Annotated in this window: 17 protein-coding genes and 1 riboswitch; of the genes, 9 read left to right on the top strand and 8 right to left on the bottom strand. The window is 69.5% G+C overall.

The genetic code is table 11. From position 1 onward, the window contains the following. Position 1 precedes the first annotated feature (1 nt). Positions 2-1204, bottom strand: coding sequence for an MFS transporter (locus BJ988_RS00225; RefSeq protein ID WP_179656126.1), 1203 nt, complete (start codon positions 1202-1204; stop codon positions 2-4). Between the two features lie 130 nt (positions 1205-1334). Here BJ988_RS00225 and BJ988_RS00220 point away from each other — a divergent pair, with 130 nt between their 5' ends. Together BJ988_RS00220 and BJ988_RS31210 are read left to right on the top strand one after the other, a co-directional pair. Then, the gene (locus tag BJ988_RS00220; protein ID WP_179656125.1) at positions 1335-1547 is read left to right on the top strand and encodes a helix-turn-helix domain-containing protein; all 213 of its coding nucleotides are present in this window, start codon (positions 1335-1337) and stop codon (positions 1545-1547) included. Continuing rightward, on the top strand, positions 1547-2086 hold the full coding sequence (locus BJ988_RS31210; protein ID WP_179656124.1) for a Clp protease N-terminal domain-containing protein: 540 nt from the start codon (positions 1547-1549) through the stop codon (positions 2084-2086). Before BJ988_RS00220 ends, BJ988_RS31210 begins: the two co-directional genes overlap by 1 nt. Positions 2087-2183: 97 nt before the next feature. Here BJ988_RS31210 and BJ988_RS00210 read toward each other — a convergent pair whose 3' ends face one another. Further along, on the bottom strand, positions 2184-5744 hold the full coding sequence (locus tag BJ988_RS00210) for an ATP-binding cassette domain-containing protein (protein ID WP_179656123.1): 3561 nt from the start codon (positions 5742-5744) through the stop codon (positions 2184-2186). 195 nt (positions 5745-5939) lie between these two features. After that, a complete protein-coding gene (locus BJ988_RS00205) occupies positions 5940-8132 on the bottom strand; it encodes an NADP-dependent isocitrate dehydrogenase (RefSeq protein WP_179656122.1) in 2193 nt (730 codons plus the stop codon). Between the two features lie 291 nt (positions 8133-8423). On the opposite strand from BJ988_RS00205, the gene BJ988_RS00200 reads away from it, so the two are divergent. Further along, a complete protein-coding gene (locus BJ988_RS00200) occupies positions 8424-9521 on the top strand; it encodes an MIP/aquaporin family protein (protein ID WP_218860474.1) in 1098 nt (365 codons plus the stop codon). A 63-nt stretch (positions 9522-9584) separates the two neighbouring features. Here BJ988_RS00200 and BJ988_RS00195 read toward each other — a convergent pair whose 3' ends face one another. The 5 genes from BJ988_RS00195 to BJ988_RS00175 all read right to left on the bottom strand — a co-directional run bounded on the left by BJ988_RS00195 (position 9585) and on the right by BJ988_RS00175 (position 14573). Then, a complete protein-coding gene (locus BJ988_RS00195; RefSeq protein ID WP_343051366.1) occupies positions 9585-9956 on the bottom strand; it encodes a DUF3017 domain-containing protein in 372 nt (123 codons plus the stop codon). A gap of 2 nt (positions 9957-9958) precedes the next feature. Further along, positions 9959-10810, bottom strand: a complete 852-nt coding sequence (locus BJ988_RS00190) for a bifunctional methylenetetrahydrofolate dehydrogenase/methenyltetrahydrofolate cyclohydrolase (RefSeq protein WP_179656121.1) — start codon at positions 10808-10810, stop codon at positions 9959-9961. A gap of 180 nt (positions 10811-10990) precedes the next feature. Then, positions 10991-12583: a bifunctional phosphoribosylaminoimidazolecarboxamide formyltransferase/IMP cyclohydrolase gene (gene purH, locus BJ988_RS00185; protein ID WP_179656120.1), complete on the bottom strand. Its 1593-nt coding sequence runs from the start codon at positions 12581-12583 to the stop codon at positions 10991-10993. A gap of 17 nt (positions 12584-12600) precedes the next feature. Next, a riboswitch (ZMP/ZTP riboswitch) is annotated at positions 12601-12678 on the bottom strand. Between the two features lie 10 nt (positions 12679-12688). Then, complete coding sequence (purN, locus tag BJ988_RS00180; protein ID WP_179656119.1) at positions 12689-13300, bottom strand: phosphoribosylglycinamide formyltransferase; 612 nt, start codon at positions 13298-13300, stop codon at positions 12689-12691. 10 nt (positions 13301-13310) lie between these two features. Next, on the bottom strand, positions 13311-14573 hold the full coding sequence (locus BJ988_RS00175) for a cell division protein PerM (RefSeq protein ID WP_179656118.1): 1263 nt from the start codon (positions 14571-14573) through the stop codon (positions 13311-13313). Between the two features lie 156 nt (positions 14574-14729). On the opposite strand from BJ988_RS00175, the gene BJ988_RS00170 reads away from it, so the two are divergent. From BJ988_RS00170 to BJ988_RS00145, 6 genes are all read left to right on the top strand, one after another. Beyond that, entirely contained in the window at positions 14730-16562 is a 1833-nt protein-coding gene (locus BJ988_RS00170; RefSeq protein ID WP_179656117.1) for a SigE family RNA polymerase sigma factor, read from the top strand. Between the two features lie 125 nt (positions 16563-16687). After that, positions 16688-17191, top strand: a complete 504-nt coding sequence (locus BJ988_RS00165; RefSeq protein ID WP_179656116.1) for a SigE family RNA polymerase sigma factor — start codon at positions 16688-16690, stop codon at positions 17189-17191. 1 nt (position 17192) lies between these two features. Then, complete coding sequence (locus BJ988_RS00160; protein ID WP_179656115.1) at positions 17193-18734, top strand: hypothetical protein; 1542 nt, start codon at positions 17193-17195, stop codon at positions 18732-18734. Between the two features lie 98 nt (positions 18735-18832). Then, the gene (locus tag BJ988_RS00155) at positions 18833-19336 is read left to right on the top strand and encodes a SigE family RNA polymerase sigma factor (protein WP_179656114.1); all 504 of its coding nucleotides are present in this window, start codon (positions 18833-18835) and stop codon (positions 19334-19336) included. 1 nt (position 19337) lies between these two features. Then, complete coding sequence (locus BJ988_RS00150; RefSeq protein ID WP_179656113.1) at positions 19338-20834, top strand: hypothetical protein; 1497 nt, start codon at positions 19338-19340, stop codon at positions 20832-20834. Positions 20835-20947: 113 nt separating this feature from the next. Further along, positions 20948-22324: a cation:dicarboxylate symporter family transporter gene (locus BJ988_RS00145; protein WP_179656112.1), complete on the top strand. Its 1377-nt coding sequence runs from the start codon at positions 20948-20950 to the stop codon at positions 22322-22324. Positions 22325-22349 lie beyond the last annotated feature (25 nt).

Raw genomic sequence — 22349 nt, 5'->3', positions numbered from 1 at the left:
TCTAGGCCCGGCGCCGGTGGATGCTGGTGCTCCACAGCAGCACCAGCATCCCGGCCACGGCCAGGCCGGCGCCGACCAGCGGAGCCTCGCGGGCGCTCCAGACGTCGAGCGCCACGCCGCCGGCGAAGGCGCCGAGCGCGTTGGCGATGTTGAGGCTCGCGTGGTTCATCGCGGCGCCGAGGGTCACCGCGTCGTCGGCGACGTCCATCAGGCGCACCTGCAGGTTGATCACCAGCACCGAGGCGATCGCCGTCGTCAGGAAGGCGACCGGCGCGAGCCACCACCCGGCCGGAGCGACCGCCCAGAAGAGCGTCAGCACCGCCACCATGCCGAGGCTGCTGGCGAGCAGCGAGCCCATCACCGACCATCGCGCCAGCTCGCCCGCGACCCAGGTGCCGACGACCATCCCAAGGCCGAAGGCGAAGACGAACCACGGCACCGCCCCCGCCGCGAGCCCGGCCGTGCCGGTGACGATCGGGGCGATGTAGGAGTAGGCCGCGAACATGCCGCCGAACCCGATCGCGCCGGCGAGCATCGTCAGCCAGACCTGCTTGTTCATGAAGAACCGGGTCGCCTCGCTGCGACCGGTCGCGTTCGGGTCACCCGGGAAGTGCGGCACCGAGAGCTGCACCAGGACCACGGTCAGCAGCGCGAGGCCTGCTGCGGCTGCGTACGGTGCCCGCCAGCCGGCGGTCTGTCCGAGCCAGGTCGCGAACGGAACACCGATCACGTTGGCGACCGAGAGACCCAGCATCACCAGGGCGACCGCCCGGCCGCGGTGCTTCGGTGCGGCCATGGACGTCGCGACGATGGTGGCGACGCCGAAGTAGGCACCGTGCGGCAGGCCGTCCAGGAACCTCGCGACCAGAAGCATCTGATAGTCGACGGCTACGGCGCTGAGCACGTTGAACAGCGCGTACGCCGCCATCAGCGACAGCAGCAGCCCCTTGCGCGGAAGGTGAGCGACGAAGAACGAGAGGATCGGTACGCCGACCACCACCCCGACCGCGTAGGCGCTGATCAGGTGGCCGGCCGTGGAGGTGCCGACGCCGACGCCCTCGGCGATCTCGGGCAGCACGCCCATGGTGACGAACTCGGTCGTGCCGATCGCGAACCCGCCCATCGCGAGAGCGAGCATGGCGACCACAAACCGGACCGGGGTCACAGGTCTCACGGCGGTCTCGGGGCTGGCGGTGTCGGTCACTACTGCTTAACCTTCGGCGATTTGAGGGCTATTCCACGAATCGGTGTGACGCGGGCCCCGTCGCCGCCGGTCACGGCGGACTTCGTCAACTCCAGTTGACACGCTCTGACTGTCAACCTATATTGACAACATGACGGATGCCAAAGATCTTGCCGAGTCGGCCGCGAGCGCCGACCCGAGCACAGGCCTACGTGCCGCGCTCGCACTACGCCGCCTCGCCGACTCGCTGGAGCGGCTACAGGTGGTGAACGCCCGCCGACAGGGGTGGGCCTGGCAGGAGATCGCCGATGCGCTGGAGGTCAGCCGGCAGGCGGTCCACAAGAAGTACGCGAAGGAGATGTGATGTTCGAGAGGTTCACCAGACCAGCCCGCGACGCGGTGACTGCAGCACAGACCTACGCCGCCGAGCTCGGTCATGAGCGCATCGGCGACGACCACCTGCTGCTGGCGATCGGCGCCGGCGCCGGGTCGACGTCCGCCCGCGCGCTCGTAGACTGCGGGGTCGACCCAGCTGCATTGCGGGCGGAGGTCGAGCGGGCCCACGGGCGTCTCGGGAACGACGACGCCGACGCGTTGTCCACGCTCGGGATCGACCTGAACGAGGTGCGCTCCAAGGTGGAGGAGGTCTTCGGCGCCGGCGCCCTGGACAGCGGGAAGCCACGCCGCCGCCTCGGTGGCCACATCCCCTTCACCAAGGAGGCGAAGAAGGTCCTCGAGCTCTCGCTGCGCGAGGCGATCAGGCTCGAGGACCGCACGATCGGCACCGAGCACATCCTGCTCGGCATCCTCCGGGCGGAGGGAGAAGGGCATGCTGCACTACGGGCGCTCGGCGTGGATGCTGCTGCGCTGCGCCGCACGCTCGAGCGCGACGAGGCCGCCTGAAGCCGAGGCGTCACCCCCGCGAACCGAGGCGTCACGTACGTCGTTCGAGTGGGCACCGAAGTGCCCACTCGAACGACGGGGGTGACGCTTCGGCAGGTCAGCCGGCCAGGTGGGACCACGCCGGGGACAGCTCGGCCCACGGACCCACGGCAGCGACCTCGCCGTTCACCATGACGACGACGCGGTCGGCCTGAGCTAGAGCCGCCCGCTTCGAGGTGGCTCCAATGACCGTGGTGTGCCGGTCGCGGAGCGCCCGCCAGAGCTCGATCTCGGTGGCCGCGTCGAGCGCGCTGGAGACGTCGTCGGCCAGGAGCAGCTCGGTCTCGGCGGCCAGCGCCCGTGCCAGGGCGAGGCGCTGGACCTGTCCCCCGGAGAGGCGTACGCCGCGGTGACCGACGATCGCGTGGGCGCCGCCCGCCTCCTTGACGTCGAGCTCGAGCCGCGCGTCGGCGACCGGGTTGTCGAACGGCCGGTCGTGGCCCAGGCGGATGTTGTCGGAGAAGGTGCCGGAGAGCACCCGCGGCACCTGAGCGACGTACGCGACCTGGCCAGGCCTCAGGAAGGACTGGGGGTCCTCGACCAGCTCGTCGTTCCACCGGATCGTGCCGGTGTGCTCGATGAGACCGGCCATCGACGCCAGCAGGGACGACTTGCCGGAGCCGACCTGTCCCACGAGCAGCACCAGCTCGCCGCGCGAGATGGTGAGCGAGACGTCCGAGACACCGATGGTGCCATCGTCGTGGACCGCCGACAGGGCCGAGAGCTCCACAGACTGGAGCGGAACCCGCTCGACCGGCTTCGGGGTCGGAGCCTCACCGGAGACCAGGTCGACGCCCGGGGGCAGCTCCATCAGGTCACGGCCGCCGGAGAAGCGGCTCGTCTCCTTCTGCCACGCCCGGGTGCCGGGAGCCTCGGTGACGACCATGCCGGCCACCCGGCCGAACCAGTCGAAGCCCGAGACCGCGTTGGCCACCAGCAGCGCAGTGGCCAGACCCCAGCCGCCGCCGAAGTAGATCGCCCAGGCAGCCACGACGCCGCACTGCACCATGAGCGCAGGCACGCCGTCGAGGAACGCCTGCACCCGGTGCTCCTTCACCGCCGCCTCGACCCTCCCTGCGTCCACGTGCTGCAGGTGAGCGTGGACCTGCGGGGTGGCCGCGGCCAGCTTCACGGTGCGCACGGACTCCAGCGCGGAGACCACTGCGCGGCCGAACCGGGCGCGAGCAGCGGAGGAGGCCGAGGCCGAGCGGCCCGCGATCGGTCGACCGACCGCGGAGGCCAGCGCGGAGGCGATCATGACGACCAGGAGCACGGCGCCGGCCAGCGCGGTGCCGGCGAGCAAAGCGGTGATCGTCGCGATCACGAGGCCGTTGACGAAGTCGACCCAGCGGTCGGCGTAGCGGGCGTACCGGTCCGCGTCCATCGACCGCGCGACGACCTCACCCGGCGGGGTGCGCGTCAGACGGTGCTGGCTGGTCTGGCCGTAGAGGACGGCCATCCGCGCCCGCAGCATGACCTCGATCCACCAGCGTGGGTAGCGGTAGAAGGCGTCGGCGAGCATCAGCGGTGCGGCCAGCAGGCTGACCACCAGCAGCCCCGACATCACTGTCGGAGTGCCGCCGTCCTGCAGCGACTCGACGATCAGGCCCCACAGAAGCCCGGTGAAGGCACCCTGCGCGCCGGTCATCGAGGCGAACAGGAAGAGCAGCGCACCCGCGACACCCCACTCGGGGCGGATGAACAGTGCGTGCAGGATCCCTCGGGCGAGCGACGGCCCGTTGCCGACGTCGGCGATCTCCGGCGGCGCGCCTGAGCGGCGCTTGCCGCCCACGTTTCCCTGCGCGACGTGGTCGAGGGTCGAGTGGTCGACCGGCTTGGTTTCAGGAGAGGGCGAGTCGTGGTGATCGGTGCGGCTGGCTTCGAGCAGGTCGTGGAACGGACCCGGCGCGGTCGCCAACGAGGCCCGCAGCCCGTGCTGGATCACCCGGCCGTGGTCGAGCACGGCGACGTGAGGCGCCCGCTCGATCGTGGAGAGCCGGTGGGCGATCAGGATGCCCGTACGCCCCGTCAGCAACCGGTCTGCGGCCGCGACGACCCGACGCTCGGTGAGCGGGTCCATCCGTGCGGTCGCCTCGTCGAGGACGACGACGCGCACGTCGCGCACCAGCAGCCGGGCGAAGGCGACCAGCTGCTCCTCCCCCGCCGACAGCGACGTGCCACCGGGGCCGAGCAGGGTGTCGAGGCCGTCCGGAAGACCCGCGACCCACTCGGAGAGCCCGAGCCGGGCGACCGCCCGCTCGATGTCCTCGCGCGGACGCAGGTCGTCGAAGAGAGAGATGTTCTCGGCGAGCGTGCCGGCCAGGATCTCCGTACGCTGCGTCACGACGCCCACGGAGGCCCGCAGCTGCTGCAGATCGAGATCGCGCACGTCCACGCCGCCCAGGAAGACCGAGCCGCGCGGCGGCTCGACTGCTCGGGAGAGCAGCGAGGCGAGCGTCGACTTGCCGGAGCCGGTGCGGCCGACCAGGGCGATGGTGTCGCCCGCGGGCACCGTGAGCGAGATGCCCTGGAGAGCGAAGGTGCCCTCGGCGTAGGAGAAGGTCAGGTCGCGCAGGTCGACCTCCAGCGCTCCCCCGTCGGGCACCGGCGCCCCGCCTTCGGGCTCCGGCTCGGAGGCCATCATCTGGCGCAGCCGGATGACCGCACCCAGACCTGCCTGGATGTCGGGGAGGTGGTTGGCGAGCATCGCGATCTGGCCGACGAAGGTGCTCGTGACCAGGAACAACGTCACCAGCGCGCTGATCCCGAGCCGGTCGTTCGCAGCGAGCGCCACCCCGGCGAGACCGATCCCGGCCAGCAGGGAGTGCAGCAGGATGCCGGCGCGCCGGCCGACCTTCGCCTCGACCGTGACCACGGCACGGAACTTCTCGTGGACGATGGCCGAGAGCCTCGCGACCCGGCCGACCACGTGCTCCTGGCCCAGGCTCGTACGCAGGTCGTCCCGCCCGGCGATGCCCTCCTCGAGCGCGGCGGCATGATCGGTCCAGGAAGCCTCCTCGATGACCTTGAGCCGGGAGATCTCGCCCAGCAGGCGGCGGATGACGAACCAGGTCACCGCCGCGAGCAACGGGAACAGGAACGCCGCCGGCCACCAGGTGAAGCTGGCCACGATCCACATCGGCAGCGCCGCGAAGATCGAGCGGAACAGCATCCAGAACTGCCAGCGCAGCAGGTTGCCGACTTCGTGGGAGTCGTCGTCGACGCGGTCGAGGATCTCCCCGACAGCCTGCTCGCTCAGCTCGGAGAGCGGCTGTCGCATGGCAGCCTGGAGAACGTCCTCACGCAGCTTGCCCTCGACCCGGTCGGCGACCCCGACCCAGCCGATCTTCGCCGTCGAGTCGATCAGCGAGGCGCCGATCACGCACAGCGCCAGCCACCCGACCAGGCTGGCGGTCGGGTTCTCGGCCAGCCGGCCGGCCACGACGGTGCCGATCGACTGGGCGACCATTGCGACCGCGAGGGCGATCAGCGCTGCAAGCGTCACCGGCCCTTTGAGGCGTCGCCAGTCGACCTGCCGGCTCGGGTCGGCAGGGCTGGCGGGGACTCCGAGAGCCGTGCCCGAGGTGGGCGCGGGCGGAGTCGAGAGCGTCGCAGTCATCAGAGGATCACGGTATTCGTGACCACCGACACTTACCTAAAGGTTTTCCGCCGTTCACCGACGATGAACACACCGCTGACCTGCATCTATAGGAATCAGAAGAATGTTTTGGAGAGCAAGGTCACCCCTGCCGGGAAGGTGTCCGGACGCACGTCGGCCCAGCACGGAGTCCGTGCCGGGCCGACGTCTGATCGATCAGAGCGAGTCGATCGCCTCGTTGAGCGTCGCGGAAGGACGCATCACGGCGGTGACCTTCTCGGCATCGGGCAGGTAGTAGCCGCCGATGTCGGCCGGCTTGCCCTGGACCGCGAGGAGCTCCTCGACGATCTTGGACTCGTTGGCGGCGAGGGTCTCGGCGAGAGGCTTGAAGGCCGCGGCGAGCTCGGCGTCCTCGGTCTGCGCCGCCAGCTCCTGGGCCCAGTAGAGGCCGAGGTAGAAGTGCGAGCCGCGGTTGTCGGTGGTGCCGAGCTTGCGGCCCGGGGAGCGGTCGTTCTCGAGGAACGTCGCGGTCGCCCGGTCCAGAGCAGCCGCGAGCACCGTCGCCGCCGGGGCGGAGGCCTGCTCGGCGTACTTCTCGAAGGCGGGCACCAGCGCGAAGAACTCACCCAGCGAGTCCCAGCGGAGGTAGTCCTGCTCGACCAGCTGCTGCACGTGCTTCGGCGCCGAGCCGCCCGCGCCGGTCTCGAACAGACCGCCGCCGGCGATCAGCGGGACAATGGAGAGCATCTTCGCCGACGTACCGACCTCGAGGATCGGGAAGAGGTCGGTGTTGTAGTCACGCAGCACGTTGCCGGTGACGGAGATCGTGTCCTCGCCGTTGCGCAGGCGCTCGAGGGAGTACGCCGTGGCCAGCTGGGGCGAGAGGATCTTGATCTCGAGCCCCTCTGTGTCGTGCTCGGTCAGGTAGGTGGTGACCTTCTTGATGAGCTCAGCGTCGTGGGCGCGCGACTCGTCCAGCCAGAAGATGGCCGGGGTCTTGGAGTCACGGGCACGGCTGACGGCGAGCTTGACCCAGTCGCGGACCGGGATGTCCTTGGTCTGGCAGGCGCGCCAGATGTCGCCGGCCTCGACGTCGTGCTCGATCAGCACGTCGCCGGCCTTGTTCAGCACGCGCAGGGTGCCGGCGGCCTCGAGCTGGAAGGTCTTGTCGTGGGAGCCGTACTCCTCGGCCTTCTGCGCCATCAGACCGACGTTGGGGACGGTGCCGATCGTGGCCGGGTCGAGCGGGCCGTTCTTCTTCATGTCGTCGATGACGGTCTGGTAGACGCCGGCGTAGGAGGAGTCCGGGATCACCGCGAGGGTGTCGTCCTCGCTGCCGTCGGCACCCCAGAGCTTGCCGCCGTTGCGGACCAGGGCCGGAATGGAGGCGTCGATGATGACGTCGGAGGGGACGTGCAGGTTGGTGATGCCCTTGTCGGAGTTGACGTAGGACAGGCGGGGACCTTCCGCGATCGCAGTCTCGATCGCCTTCTGAATCTCGGCGCCCTTCTCCAGCCCGGAGAGACCCGACAGGATCCCGCCGAGGCCGTCGTTGGCGGACAGGCCGGCGGCCTCGAGGTCGGCGCCGTACTTCTCGAAGACGTCCTTGAAGTAGGCCCTCACGACGTGACCGAAGATGATCGGGTCGGAGACCTTCATCATCGTGGCCTTCAGGTGCAGCGAGAAGAGCACGTCGTCGGCCTTGGCCTTGGCGAGCGCGTTCTCGAGGAAGGCGTGCAGGTTGGCCACGGACATGTACGTCGCGTCGACGATCTCGCCCTCGAGCACCGGCAGCTCGGCGAGCAGCGTCACCGTCTCGCCGTCGGTCTTCTCGAGCACGATGGAGAGCGTGTCGTCGGCGGCGAGCGTCACCGACTTCTCGTTGGCCTTGAAGTCGTGCGAGCCCATCGTCGCGACGTCGGTCTTGGAGTCGTCGGCGAACGGCTTGTTGGTGTGCGGGTGAGCCTTGGCGTACGCCTTGACCGAGCCCGGCGCGCGACGGTCGGAGTTGCCCTCACGCAGGACCGGGTTGACCGCGGAGCCCTTGACCTTGTCGTACTTGGCCCGGTTCTCCTCTTCCTCGGGCGTGCTGGGCGCCTCGGGGTAGTCAGGGATCTCGTAGCCCTTCTCCTGCAGCTCCTTGATCGCGGCCTTGAGCTGCGGGATGGAGGCGGAGATGTTGGGCAGCTTGACGATGTTGGCTTCCGGCGTCTTCGCCAGGTCACCGAGCTCGCCGAGCGCGTCGTCGGCGAGGCCGAACTGCGCCAGGATGCGCGAGGCCACGGAGATGTCACGCGTCTCGACCTCGACGCCCGCCTTGGCCGCATAGGCCGCGACGATCGGAAGGAAGGAGTACGTCGCGAGCAGCGGCGCCTCGTCGGTGTGGGTGTAGATGATTCGTGCGGCCATTGTCGTGGCTACTCCTGACAAGTTGCGGTCTGCGGTGCTGCTGACTGAGGTCGGGGACCCGGGCATAAGGGAAAGTGCCTTGACGTCAAGATACCTGATACCCGATGCGACACCGCCCCGCCCTACCTAAGCACCACGATGTGCCGTCGCAAAAGAGTTACTGTGTGTCAACACCTCCATGTTGTTCAGGTGACTGCTGATGCCTGAGAGGTTCGCCCGCCGGTCGGACCAGCTTCTCCGGGATCGAAGGCTCTGACCGACGTCAACCGACATTGAAGGGCTTAAGGGGACATGACCGAGGAATCTCTGTCGGCAGCTGAGCCGACCTTCATCCAGAAACTCGCAGCCGAGGTCATCGGGACATTCATCCTCGTGTTCCTCGGCTGTGGTTCAGTCGTCGCGGTCTTCGCCGGCGTCTCCCACGCCGGGTTGCGCAACTCGCCCTGGCGCCTCGAGGTCGCGGCCGTCGGCCTGGCCTTCGGTATCGCCGTCGTGATCGGTGCCTACACCTTCGGTCGCATCTCCGGCGGCCACTTCAACCCGGCCGTGACCCTCGGTGTGGCCTCGGCCGGCCGGATCGGCTGGAAGGACGCGGGCGCCTACATCGGCGCTCAGTTCGTCGGCGCCACCATCGGCGCGATCGTGCTGTTCCTCATCGCGCTCTCGTCCGGCTACAACTCGTGGAACGACGGCGGTCTCGGCGCCAACGGCTTCGGTGACGGAGCCGGCACCGGACTCATCGGCGCGATCCTCGTCGAGCTCGTGCTCACCTTCATCTTCGTCTTCGTCATCCTCGGTGTCACCGACCAGCGCGCGGGGACCAACGCCACCGCAGCACCGCTGGCCATCGGTCTCGCGCTGGCCGCGATCCACTTCGTCGGCATCCCGCTGACCGGCACCTCGGTCAACCCCGCCCGTTCGTTCGGGCCCGCCCTCTTCTCGGGCACCGACGCGCTGATCGCCCTCCCGGTCTTCCTGATCGTCCCCGCGATCGGCGGCGCCGTCGCCGGGTTCGCCTACCCGCTGCTCTTCAACAAGGACGGCTCCGAGATCGCCGGAGCGGGTCTCGCCTTCGGCGGCGACAGCATGGCGCCTGCCCACAGCTTCCAGTGGGACCAGTCTGCAGCCCCGGCGGCACCCGCCGCGGCGGCCACCCCGGCTGCTACGCCCGCAGCACCCGCTACCCCGGCCGCAGACCCGACGGCCCCGGCTGCTCCCGAGACTAGCGACCGAACCATCGTCTCCGGCGGAGCAGGCGGCGCCGGCACCGGCGGTCAGCAGGCATGGCAGCAGCCGACCCAGACCACCGAGGGCGACCTGCCGGTCTACGAGCAGGACGGCTGGCGCTGGGACTACGCCAAGCAGGAGTGGGTCCCGATCGAGCAGTGATCCCAGAAAACCCAGGAAGGCCGTCCCTCTCGGGGCGGCCTTCCTGGTTCTGTGCGAAACGTCCTAGTCCCCCGGGACGGACACCGCGAGGATCCACAGCGCGCCCGCGGCCAGCGCCAGCAGGACCACGTCGAACCAGCGGCTGCGCACCGCCAGCATCCCGGCATCCTTCGTACGCAGCACCGCACGCGCCAACGACGCTGCCCCCACCCCGGCGGCAAGGACGATGATGCCCACCCGCCAATGGCCGAAGCCGACGAGACCGAGGCCCGCGAGCGCCGCCGTCAGCACCCCGAGATAGACGAACCCGCCGATGGTCGAGGGGAAGCTGCGTACGTCTTCGGGGTCCGCCTTCTCGTGCTCAGCGGCTGCTGCCACCGGGGCGGGAGCCTCCGGCGTAGCCGGTGTCGTGCTGAGCGGGGGGTGGACGGACACGGTCAGAGCCTTTCGAGAGCCTTCTCGGCGCTGAGGACGATATTGGAGAGCAGCATGGCGCGTGTCATCGGACCCACCCCACCCGGGTTCGGCGACACCCAACCAGCCACGTCCCACACGTCCTCGGCCAGGTCTCCTGCGATCTTACCGTCGACTCGGGAGACGCCGACGTCCAAGAGCGCCGCGCCGGGCTTGACCATGTCCTTCGTGATGATGCCGGGCACTCCCGCGGCGGCGACGACGATGTCGGCGTTGCGGGTGTGCGCGGCGAGGTCGCGGGTGCCGGTGTGGCACAGGGTGACCGTGGCGTTCTCGCTACGGCGGGTCAGCAGCAGGCCCAGCGGGCGGCCGACGGTCAGCCCACGACCGACCACGACCACCTCGGCGCCGTTGAGCTCCACGCCGTGGCGGCGGAGCAGCTCGATGCAGCCCACCGGGGTGCAGGGCAGCGGACCGTCCTCGCCGAGGACCAGCTTGCCGAGGTTGTACGGGTGCAGCCCGTCGACGTCCTTCTCCGGGGCGACGCGGGAGAGCAGCGCGAACTCGTCCAGGCCGGTCGGCTGCTGCACCAGGAAGCCCGTGCAGGCCGGGTCGGCGTTGAGGCGGTCGATCTCCGCCTCGACCTCGGCCTGGGTCGAGGTCCCCGGCAGGTCCACACGGATCGACTCGATGCCGATCTCGGCGCAGTCCTTGTGCTTGGCGTTGACGTACCACCGGCTCCCCGGGTCGTCACCCACCAGCACGGTGCCGAGGCCCGGCGTCACGCCGGCGGCCTTCAGCTTCGCCACCCGGTCGGCCAGCTCGGCCTTGATCGTCTTCAGGGTGGCGGTGCCATCCAGCTTCTGTGCTGTCACGATGTCAATCCTGTCACTCGAGTCCGTCTATTTCTTGGTACGCGACGCCGACCCGGCTCATCTTGACCAGATCCGAGGCCGAGTCGGCTCGTCCTGACATGTTTGCCCGTCGAGTCGGCGCGTCATGACGAGCCGACTCGGCGAACTCTGGTGAAGATGCGCCGACTCGGCGGGGTTCTGTCAGTGCGCGAAGTGCCTGGTGCCGGTGAAGTACATCGTCACCCCGGCCGCCTCGCAGGCCTTGATGGTGAGCTCGTCGCGGATCGAGCCGCCGGGCTGCACGATCGCCTTGACGCCGGCATCGATCAGGATCTGCGGGCCGTCCTCGAAGGGGAAGAAGGCGTCGGAGGCGGCGACGGCACCGCGGGCACGCTCGGTTCCCTCGGCGAGGGTGTTGGCCCGCTCCACCGCGAGCTTGCAGGAGTCGACACGGTTGACCTGGCCCATCCCGATGCCGACCGAGGCACCGTCGGAGGCGAGCAGGATGGCGTTGGACTTCGCCGAGCGGCAGGCCTTCCAGGCGAAGGCCAGGTCGGCCAGGGTGGCCTCGTCGGCGGCCTCACCCGTGGCCAACGTCCACGAAGCCGGGTCGTCGCCCTCGGCGTCGACGTGGTCGACCTGCTGCATCAGCAGGCCACCGGAGATCGGCCGGGTCTCGACCGCAGCGCTCTCGTCGGCGGCCGCGACCAGGATGCGGATGTTCTTCTTGGCCTGCAGGATCTCGACGGCACCGTCCTCATACCCCGGAGCCACGATGACCTCGGTGAAGACGTCGGCGACCTGCTTGGCCATCTCGACCGAGACCCGCCGGTTGGCGGCGATCACGCCACCGAAGGCGGAGACCGGGTCGCAGGCGTGCGCCCGACGGTGTGCCTCGGCGATGTCGGCGCCGACGGCCAGGCCGCACGGGTTGGCGTGCTTGATGATCGCGACGGCCGGCTCGGCGAAGTCGTTGGCGGCCCGACGGGCGGCGTCGGTGTCGGTGTAGTTGTTGTAGGACATCTCCTTGCCGTGGAGCTGCTCGGCACTGGCCAGCCCGGCCGGGCCGTGGCCGTTCAGGTAGAGGGCAGCCTTCTGGTGCGGGTTCTCGCCGTAGCGAAGGACGGTCGACTTCTCGTACGTCCCGCCGACCCACGCCGGGAAGCCGGTGCCCTCGGAGGTGTCGGTGAGCACGGAGCCCATCCAGGAGGCCACGGCCACGTCGTACGTCGCGGTGTGCACGAACGCGGCCGCGGCGAGCGCCTTGCGCTGGTCATAGGTGAACCCACCCGCGGCGGCAGCAGCGAGGGTGTCGGCGTACTGCTCGGGCGAGGTCACGATCGCGACGGAGGGGTGGTTCTTGGCGGCGGCGCGGACCATCGAGGGCCCGCCGATGTCGATCTGCTCGACGACCTCGTCCGGGCCGGCGCCGGAGGCGACGGTCTGCACGAACGGGTAGAGGTTGGAGACGACCAGGTCGAAGGGCTCGACCTCCAGCTCCTTGAGCTGCTCGACGTGGGACTCGAGGCGGCGGTCGGCGAGGATGCCGGCGTGCACGCGCGGGTGCAGCGTCTTCACCCGGCCGTCGAGGCACTCGGGGAAGCCGGTCAGGTCCTCGACCTTGGTCACCGGCAGGCCGAGGTCAGCGATCAGCTTGGCCGAGCCACCGGTCGAGACGAGCTCGACGCCGGCCTCGTGGAGGCCTTTGACCAGGTCCTCGAGACCGGTCTTGTCGTAGACGGACACGAGCGCCCGCTTGATCGTGATCTGGTCCTGCACAGCCAAACTCCCCATCGGTCGATGAATTCGATGAGGGGCACCCAGGCGGTCGATGCCGTCTCTTCACACTCCCCGGTGGTCCCCCACCTGCGCCAGTCGTGTGCTCGTCACTCTAACCGCTCAGGCGGACCCGAATCGAACTCGCCGGTCCTCGACGGTGTAGCCCTCGCGGGCGATCCGTCCGACCGTCTCGACCAGCATCGAACGCTCGACGACCTTGATCCGCTCGTGCAGCGTCTCCTCGGTGTCGTCGTCCTCCACCGGCACCGTCACCTGGGCCATGATCATCCCGGTGTCGACCCCGGCGTCGACGATGAACAGCGTCGCCCCGGTGACCTTCACGCCGTAGTCCAGCGCGTCCCGCGCACCGTGCATCCCCGGGAACGACGGCAGCAGTGCCGGATGGGTGTTGAGCGTCTTCCCCCCGAACCGGTCGAGGAAAGCAGCGCCGACCAGCTTCATGAACCCCGCGGAGACCACCAGATCAGGCTCGTACGCAGCGACCGACTCGGCCAGCGCCGCGTCCCATTCCTCGCGCGACCCGAAGTCCTTGACCCGGTGCACGAAGGTCGGGATCCCGGCGTCGGTCGCCCGGGTCAACCCCTGGATCCCGTCGCGGTCAGCACCGACCGCCACCACCTCTGCCCCGTACTCCGGCGACGCGCAGGCATCCAGCAGGGCCTGGAGGTTGGTGCCCGAGCCGGACACGAGGACGACAAGACGAAGAGCCACGCTGCGAACTCTAGGCCGATGCGTCGGCGGGAAGAGAACGCCGGTGCCACCAGGTCATGGTGAGCCCGGCGAGCAGACCGGCGAGACCGAAGAAGGCGATGGCGTTCACGAGCACCTGCCCGGCGTACGGCCCGACGTCGAGCATCCGACCGGGGCCGACGGCGCCGCCCGCGATGCCGGACAGGACAGCGAGGAGAAGGCCGGCGACGACGCCGGCGCTGACGCCGCGGAGCGCGCCCTCGGACCAGCGCAGGGTCGGCCGGTGGCGCTGCGCGCGGCAGACCGCGACGAAGGCGGTCAGCGGGCCGAGTGCCATCACGGCGGCGACCCAGGCGGGCGGGGCTCCGTTGTCGGGCAGTGCGGCGAGCATCGGGAACATCGGCAGCGGGCCGAGGGTCACGGCGGTCGGGGTGACGGTCGTTCCAACACCGACCGAGAACCCCGGCCCGAGGGCGTACGAGCTGGAGAAGAGCACGGCGTTGGGGAGCACCAGGACGGCGAGCAGGGAGTAGAGGATGATCCCGCCGACGTCGAGGTGGAGCTGGGAGACGACGTTGATCGAGGTGGTGAAGTCGGCGAAGAGGGCCGCGAAGAAGAGCAGAGTGCTGACCGCGAACCACCAGACCAGGATCGACCTGACCATCACCAGCACGTCGACGGCCGCGCGCGGCAGCAGGGTGATCCACAACGCCGCGCGGCCGGAGCCGACCGAGATCGCGGGCAGGGCCACGACGAGGCAGAGCCCGACCGACCACGTGAACACGCCGAGGATGCTCGGCGCGGTCTCCGGCGTGCCGGCGACGATCGCGGTCGTCACCGCGGTGGCCGTGTAGCCGAGCGTGAAGAGTCCGGCCACGACGGGGACGGTCAGGTCGCGTTCACCGTCGGCGAGAGCATTGGCGTCGGGACCGTGCAGCGATACCGAGTCGCCGACCCGGATCGCGGCCTGCCACATCGTCCAGGCGAGGACGAGGGTCAGCCCGAGCGGGACGAGGGTGACCGCGACCCCGGAGACGAGGACACCCGAACCGTGGCCGAGCAGCCACCCGAGCGCGGCGACACGCAGAGCATCCGACGGCTCTCCGTGGGCCCCCATGTCGCTGATGAACCAGCCGAGGATGCCGATCGCCAAGCAGACCACCAGCGTGGCGGTGGCCGTGCCGATGCCGCCCAGCAGGGCGACCGCGACCAGCGGACGGCGGTGGCGGAGATCATGGAGATCGTCCGCGACTCGCCCGCGGTCAGGGGTGCGTGGAGGCAGCAGAGACGACATCGTCCATCATCCTCCCAACCCACGCCGCCTCGATCTCGGCGACGCGCCGCCAGAATCGGTCCCCGGGTTGGTCACAGCCGTTGATACCCGCCTGTGCATCTGCGGGTATTCCCGTTCATTCGACCGAATCACCTAGAGTTGACCGCTGACATGGGCATGACCACGGCAGACCACGAGACCTTCGAGGCGTTCTATCAGGACGTCCGTGGACGCCTCCTGCTCCAAACCTGGTCGCTGACCGGGGACCTGGAGGCTGCCAAGGCCGCTGTGCGGGGCGCGATGGTCATCACCTGGCACCACTGGCGCAAGGTGAAGCCGATGGACGACTTCGAGCGCGAGGACTGGGTCCGGCCGATCGCGTGGTCCAAGGCGATCCGCAACCACTCGGTGCCCCTGCTCCACCGCGACCAGACGATTGCGCCGGAGGCCCGCAGCACCCTCTCCGCGCTGCGCAGCCTGCCGCTCCACGACCGCAAGGTCTTTCTGCTGGGCCATCTCACCAGCGTCGACCTCGCCCAGCTGGCCCGCGAGGTCAGCACCCCGATCAGCCGCACCGAGACCGATCTGCAGGGCGCCAACGCCGCCATCTGCGACCAGCTCGGGATCGCCCCTGAGCATCTGCAGTCCATCTTCGACCCGCTCGTCGACGTGCTCACCGAGCAGCCCTGGCCGAAGACCTCGGCGATCACCACCGCCGGAGCAGTGCGCCGCCGGGTGCACACCGCCATCGGCGCCGCCGCGGCCATCGCCGCCCTGGTCGGCACCGGCTTCTTCGTCACCCAGGACGCCGAGACCGCGCCCCGGCTCAACACCCTCTCGATGAAGTCGGCCGTCGAGGAGTTCGAGGTCGAACCGAGCGAGATCCCCGGCAAGAAGCTGACCGCCAAAGACCTGATGACCGAGGAGAACGTGGCGAAGATCTACGGCGGCTCCTGGGCCGTCGACATCTCCTCCGACAACCTCGAGGGCACCGGCCTCACCATCCCCTGCCAGGCCGAGCCCTCGGCCGACAAGCGGCCCGTGGCGAGCCTGGCGCGCACCTTCGCCGCCAAGGCGAAGGCGACCACGGCCGGCACCACGATCGAGTCATCCGTCGACGCGAAGGCTGCGGCTGCGGCGTACAAGAAGATGCAGGGGTGGTACGCAGCGTGTGCCGAGCCCCGCTACCAGCTGATGTTCACCGAGTCGGTCAAGGGCATCGGCGATGAGGCGACCCTCTTCACCTACCGCGACTGGGAGAACAACCGGGCCGTGACCTACGGGGTCGCCCGCACCGGTAGGCACACCGCCGCGGTCACCGTGAAGGTCGACGGCAAGTCCAGCGCGACCGCAACCAAGACCTCGACCATGCTCGGCACCGCCGTCCACAACCTCTGCTCGATGCCGGACGCAGGTGCGTGCGTGGAGACCAAACGACCGCGGGAGACCCTGGTCCCGCTCGCCACCGGCACGGCGCCCGGGCTGATCAACGAGACCGACCTTCCCCCGGTCAGCACCATCGGCGACCCGTGGCAGGGCACCGAGGCGAAGCCGGCCAAGACCAACCCGGCTCAGACCCGCTGCGACAACACCGAGTTCAACGTCAAGGGCATGTCCGGGGCGCAGACCCGCGACTTCGTGATCCCAGAGACCAAGAAGAAGCTCGCCGCGACCTTCGGGCTCACCGAGACCGTCGGCAAGTTCGGCTCCGCCAAGGAGGCGCAGGCGTTCAACGTCGCGATCAAGACCCGGCTGAGCAAGTGCAGCGACAAGCAGCTCGGCAGCCACGTCACCCAGCTCGCGACCGAGCCGATCAAGGACGGCGCGATCACGGTCTGGGACATCCGGGTCGAGCTCGAGAACTCCTCGGTCTTCTACCGGATGGCCGCGATCCGGCGGGGCGCCAACGTCGCCCAGATGAGCTTCGTGCCCGACGGCGCCGCTGACATCAGCAAGTCCGACTTCGTCTCGCTCGCCAAGCGCGCCGCCTACCGGCTCGACTACCTCTGACCTCGGATACAGCGGTCTCGGCTGAGACTTTTCCCTCCGGATGCAACCGGACCTGCCCTTCACGCATCTGACCCAGTGGGACTGGCGTAGAGCCAGATCAGGCACGGCCAGTCTGGGAGGCAGCGATGGACGAGAACGAGTTCGACGCGTTCTACAACGCGTCCTACCGCCGCGTGTGCGCCCAGGTCTACGCCATGATCGGCGACTTCGACGAAGCCGCCGAGTGCGTCCAAGAGGCCTTCGCCCGCGCCTGGGCGCACCGACGCAAGATGTCCTCGGTCGACTACCCCGAAGCCTGGATCCGCACCACCGCCTACCGACTCGCGGTCGGCCGCTGGCGCCGCAAGAAGTACGCCAGCCGGGCCACCGACAGAGCAGTCGGCGCTCGCACCGAGATGCCTGCCGTCGACGAGACCCATGTCGCCCTGGTCGAAGCGCTCAAGAAGCTCCCCGAAGTCCAGCGCCAAGCCATCGTCCTGCATCACATCGCCGATCTACCGGTCCACCAGGTGGCCACCGAGGTCGGCGCCCCCACCGGCACCATCAAAGCCCGCCTGGCCCGAGGACGAGCCACGCTGGCCGAGCTGCTCGCCGAAGAGACACCCGGCGCCGTCTGGAAGGAGGCCTGAGATGAGTGACCCGATCTCGCGCCTGGACCAGTTCCGCGCCGACACCCCTGGAGCACCGATGAAGTCCGCAGCCGAGGTACGCCAACGGGGGGATCAGATCCGACGCCGCCGTCGCGCGGTCGTCGTCGCCGGTGCCGCGGCCTTGGCCGCCATCGTCGCCGGACCGATCATCTTCCTCTCCGCCGGAGTCGGCGAACGCGCCTTGGACCCGGCACCGCCTCCGAGCGAGACACCGAGCACCATCACGCCCGGTCCGTCCGGATCCGCAGGCCCGTCCACCATCACCCGTGCGAACCTCCCGGTCGCCGAGGACCTGATCGCCCCTCTCGAGGCTTCCTGGGGTGAGACCCAGACCTATGACGGGGAGGGCAGCGATGCCTACAACCCGTGTCTCACCAAGACGTTGGGCGAGTCAGCTGCCGATGCGACCTTCCGCCGCGACTTCGCGATCGGTCCGTCGCTGAACGCCGGGGTGGACGACTACGGGATGATGAGCGCGGTGGTCGCCGAGTTCCGGTCTCCCGAGGCCGCCGAGGACGTCCGCGCCGACCTCTCGGCGACGGCCGCCTCCTGTCCCCCGCTCGACGCGACTCCGGCCGGTTCACTACCGGTCGCGGGCGGCGTCGTCTCGCGCGGCGACATCAACGTCGTCACCTACGTCTCCAACGCTCCCGGAGCGAACGCTCGCCCCGAGATCGCGACGGCTGTGGTCGTCACCGAAGACCGGGTGCTGGTGCTGACGCGTCAGCGTGGCGCGAAGGAGCAGGTCTCGTCCGAGTTCCTTCAGACCTCCCTGCAGACCTCCGCGGTCAACGCCGCCCACCGGATGGTCGGCGCCGAGCCGCCTGCCCCGCCTGACTCCCCTGCGTCATCTGCGTCGGGCGCGGCATCCTCGCCGGCATCCTCGTCCGCGCCCGCGGCGACCCTCAGCGACGCCCATCTCGTCGTGGCCGAGTCGCTGCCGGGGCTGCCGATGGAGGGTGAGTCGTCGGCGGCGTGGCAGCAGATCGCTCCGCAGTCGACCCCGACGCTCTACTGCCAGGGCGCGTGGCTCTCCTCGTTGAAGGCTGCGGAGTCGGTCAGTCGGGAGTTCCGGCTCGAGAACCCGAGCGAGATCGGAAAGGTCAACGTGACTGTGCTGGAGTTCGCTACCAAGTCTGCCGCTGACGGGGCGTACGACATGGTCTACGGCTGGCTCGACAACTGCCCGGCATCGATGCACGACGCGAAGCTCTTCAGGGCCGGGACGGTCGAGTCCGTCGAGATCGACACGGCCCCCGCGGTCGACCGCGCCGCGCAAGCGCTCGCCGAGTACGCCGGTGACTGCGGCGGCGAGGCCTGCGACTCCACCTGGTACGACCACCAGACCGTCGCCCAGATCGGGACCCGACTGGTGCTGGTCACTCACGCCGAGGCCGGTGGCCCCTGTCCGCCGACCACGGTCTGCCCTCCGGAGGAGGCCTCGGACTACGCCGAGTGGGACAGCCGGGTCGCGCAGACCGTCGAGGCCACCGTCGACCGAGTCGTCCGGGACCTGCCCTGATGGCGAGTCAGGTGCAATTGAACTTTACGCTCATCCATGTCACCGCGGACACTGACGCTCGGGCAGGTGTCGGTGAAAGCCAGTCGGGGAGGCGAACGATGGACGAGGACGAGTTCGACGCGCTGTACAACGCGTCGTACCGCCGCTTGTGTGCTCAGCTGTACGCCATGATCGGCGACTTCGACGAAGCCGCCGAGTGCGTCCAAGAGGCCTTCGCCCGCGCCTGGGCGCACCGACGCAAGATGTCCTCGGTCGACTACCCCGAAGCCTGGATCCGCACCACCGCCTACCGACTCGCGGTCGGCCGCTGGCGCCGCAAGAAGTACGCCAGCCGGGCCACCGACAGAGCAGTCGGCGCTCGCACCGAGATGCCCGCGGTCGACGAGTCCCACGTGGCCCTCGTCGCGGCCTTGAAGAAGCTCCCGGAGGCCCAGCGCCAGGCCATCGTCCTGCATCACATCGCCGACCTGCCGGTCCACCAGGTGGCCGCCGAGGTCGGCGCCCCCACCGGCACCATCAAAGCCCGCCTGGCTCGAGGGCGAGCCGCCCTCGCGGAGCTGCTCGCCGAGGACGATTCCGGCGCCGTCTGGAAGAAGGCCTGAGATGAGTGACCCGATCTCGCGCCTGGACCAGTTCCGCGCCGACGCTCCCGGAGCGCCGATGAGCTCCGCAGCCGAGGCACGGAGGCGGGGTGATCAGATCCGTCGGCGGAAACGCGCCGTGGTCACCGCAGGCGCGGCGGCCGTGGCTGCCGTCGTCGCCGGGCCGATCATCTTCCTCTCCACCGGAGTCGGCGACAAGGGCATCGATCCCGCACCCGCGCCGAGCGACAGCGCGGCCGCACCCAGTGCGTCTGCCTCTACCTCCGACCTCAGCCGGGACAACCTGCCGACCGAGGGCGACCTCGTCGCCGACGACCCCTATCCGGCGTGGGTCCAGGAACAGACCTACGACGGCGAGGGCACCGACACCTACAACGACTGCCTCACCGAGTCGCTGAGCGACTCCGGCGCGGAGGCGACGTTCCGCCGTGACTTCGTCGCGAAGCCCGGGGAGGAGATGGCCGACGCAGCAGGCACGCTGAACGCCGTCGTCGCCGAGTTCGGCTCTGCCGACGAGGCCGAGAAGGTACGCACCGAGCTGGCCGACGCCGCCGCCTCGTGCCCCGCCGTGGACGGAGCGGAGAAGGCCGGCTACCTCCCGGTCGAGGGCGGCGTCATCTCGGACGGGAGCGTCGACGTCGTCACCTACCTGCCTGACGACCCCGCGATGAACGCTCGCTGGGAGGTGGCGACGGCTGTCGTGTCCGCCGAGGACCGGGTGCTGGTGATGTCGCGGAAGCGCGGCGTGCAGGACTACGTGTCGCCGACCACCCTGCAGACCTCGGCCGTCAACGCCGCCTATCGGATGGTCGGTGCCAGGCCGCCGGCCGATCCGTCCGCCGACCCGACGGAGACAGGATCGCCCGCGACGGACGGTCTCAGCGCCGTCAACCTGATCGACGGCAGCACCCTCCCCGCACTCGACCGCTTCGAAAGCCCTCTCGGCTGGAACCAGTACACGCCGGCTTCCGACGTGCCGACCCTCGCCTGCCAGAAGGAGTGGCTCTCCTCGCTCGGCGCCTCGGCGAAGGTGACCTCCGACTACCGCTGGGACACCGACAGCGCCATGGTCGGCCAGGTCCACATGGCGGTGATGGAGTTCCCCGACGAGAACGCCGCCGCGGCTGCATACAACGAGGTCATGGAGTGGCAGGAGGTCTGCCCGGCCAACAAGCTCGGGGTCGACCCGGAGGTCACCTCGCTGCCCATCGATGTCAGTGCCGACCTCGATGCCGGGCCGAAGCGCGCGGCACGATCTCAGGCGACGTATCCCGGGCCGGACGGCAACGACAGCATCTGGTTCGAGACCGAGCTGGTCGCCGAGTACGAGACCCGGCTGGTCCTGGTCGGCTACGCCGAGCTCGCCGGGCCGTGCCCGCCGAGCACCGGCGACAAGAACGACCCGTGCTACCAGCCCGACCAGCCTGACTCGTGGCCCGACCGGATCCTCGCGATCGAGAAGGCGGCGGTGACAGCCGGCATCAGCGACCTCCGCTGACAGGGGTGAGGGGTGACTCCGGTCACACCGCACGGCCCCGGGGAAGACACGTACTCGTCAGGGCGTTCGAGCCCAACAGAGCCCCGAACCGCGTCAACCCTGGAGAAGCCCTCGTGTCCACCACCCCCACCGCCCGACGGCGACTGCCGCTCCCGTCCTTCTCGGTCCAGATCATCCTGGGCCTCGTCCTCGGCGTCGCGCTCGGCGCGGTCGCGCGAGCGATCGGCCCGGGAGCCGGCGACGAGGCCAACTGGCTGACGACGACCCTGTCCACGATCGGCGACTCGTTCGTCTCGCTGTTGAAGGCCGTCGTCGTACCGCTGATCTTCACCGCCATCATCGCCTCGATCGCCAACCTGCGTACGGTCAGCAACGCGGCCCGGCTCGCGGGCCAGACGCTGCTGTGGTTTGCGATCACGGCGGGGATCTCGGTCGTGATCGGCATCGGGCTGGGGCTGCTCTTCCGGCCCGGAACCAACACCGCGGTCAGCGCCTCTGACGCGGCCGAGACCGGGGCGTCCGCGTCGTGGCTCGACTTCCTCCAGGGTCTGATCCCCGGCAACTTCCTCGGACTCGACGCGTCGACCAGCATCGAGCAGGTCGGTGGGAGCCCGATCGCGGAGACGGCGCTGAGCTTCAACGTCCTCCAGGTGCTCGTGGTGGCCCTCGCGATCGGGATCGCGGCGCTCAAGACCGGCGAGAAGGCCGAGCCGTTCCTCGCCTTCAACCGCTCCTTCCTCGCCATCGTGCAGAAGGTGCTGTGGTGGATCATCCGGCTGGCCCCGATCGGCACTCTCGGCCTGATCGGCAACGCGGTCGCCTCCTACGGCTGGGACTCGCTGAGCTCGCTGGCCTGGTTCGCGGTGGCCGTCTACGTCGGTCTGGCACTGGTCCTGTTCGTCGTCTACCCCGTGCTGCTGCGGGTCAACGGCCTGAACCCGCTGGCGTACTTCCGCGGCGCCTGGCCGGCGATCCAGCTCGCCTTCGTCTCGCGCTCCTCGGTGGGCACCATGCCGGTGACCGAGCAGGTGACCGTCAAGAACCTCGGTGTCCCGCAGGAGTACGCCTCCTTCGCGGTCCCGCTGGGCTCGACCACGAAGATGGACGGCTGCGCGTCGATCTACCCGGCGATCTCGGCGATCTTCGTCGCCCAGATCTTCGGGATCGACCTGGGCCTCACCGACTACCTGCTGATCGCCTTCGTCTCGGTCGTCGGCTCGGCCGCGACCGCCGGTCTCACCGGTGCCGTCGTGATGCTGACCCTCACCCTCTCGACCCTCGGTCTGCCGCTGGCCGGTGTCGGCCTGCTGCTCGCGATCGACCCGATCCTCGACATGGGCCGCACCGCGGTCAACGTCGCCGGCCAGGCGCTGGTGCCGACGATCGTGGCCAAGCGCGAGGGCATCCTCGACGTCGACCGCTACCGCTCCGCGTCGGCGGCCGGGCTGCTGGCCGACGACGAGCCCGCCAAGGAGACGGCCGTCGCCTGAGGTCTCCCGGACGTACTCGGACGAG

Source organism: Nocardioides panzhihuensis, assembly GCF_013408335.1.
In the GTDB taxonomy this organism is placed as follows: Bacteria; Actinomycetota; Actinomycetes; order Propionibacteriales; family Nocardioidaceae; genus Nocardioides; species Nocardioides panzhihuensis.
This window is presented reverse-complemented; position numbering and strand designations above follow the sequence as displayed.

Coding starts and splice junctions, on each gene's coding strand:
- BJ988_RS00220 (WP_179656125.1), top strand. CDS start 1,335: ATGACGGATGCCAAAGATCTTGCCGAGTCGGCCGCGAGCGCCGACCCG.
- BJ988_RS31210 (WP_179656124.1), top strand. CDS start 1,547: ATGTTCGAGAGGTTCACCAGACCAGCCCGCGACGCGGTGACTGCAGCA.
- BJ988_RS00210 (WP_179656123.1), bottom strand. CDS start 5,744: ATGACTGCGACGCTCTCGACTCCGCCCGCGCCCACCTCGGGCACGGCT.
- BJ988_RS00205 (WP_179656122.1), bottom strand. CDS start 8,132: ATGGCCGCACGAATCATCTACACCCACACCGACGAGGCGCCGCTGCTC.
- BJ988_RS00200 (WP_218860474.1), top strand. CDS start 8,424: ATGACCGAGGAATCTCTGTCGGCAGCTGAGCCGACCTTCATCCAGAAA.
- purH (WP_179656120.1), bottom strand. CDS start 12,583: ATGGGGAGTTTGGCTGTGCAGGACCAGATCACGATCAAGCGGGCGCTC.
- BJ988_RS00175 (WP_179656118.1), bottom strand. CDS start 14,573: ATGTCGTCTCTGCTGCCTCCACGCACCCCTGACCGCGGGCGAGTCGCG.
- BJ988_RS00170 (WP_179656117.1), top strand. CDS start 14,730: ATGACCACGGCAGACCACGAGACCTTCGAGGCGTTCTATCAGGACGTC.
- BJ988_RS00165 (WP_179656116.1), top strand. CDS start 16,688: ATGGACGAGAACGAGTTCGACGCGTTCTACAACGCGTCCTACCGCCGC.
- BJ988_RS00160 (WP_179656115.1), top strand. CDS start 17,193: ATGAGTGACCCGATCTCGCGCCTGGACCAGTTCCGCGCCGACACCCCT.
- BJ988_RS00155 (WP_179656114.1), top strand. CDS start 18,833: ATGGACGAGGACGAGTTCGACGCGCTGTACAACGCGTCGTACCGCCGC.
- BJ988_RS00150 (WP_179656113.1), top strand. CDS start 19,338: ATGAGTGACCCGATCTCGCGCCTGGACCAGTTCCGCGCCGACGCTCCC.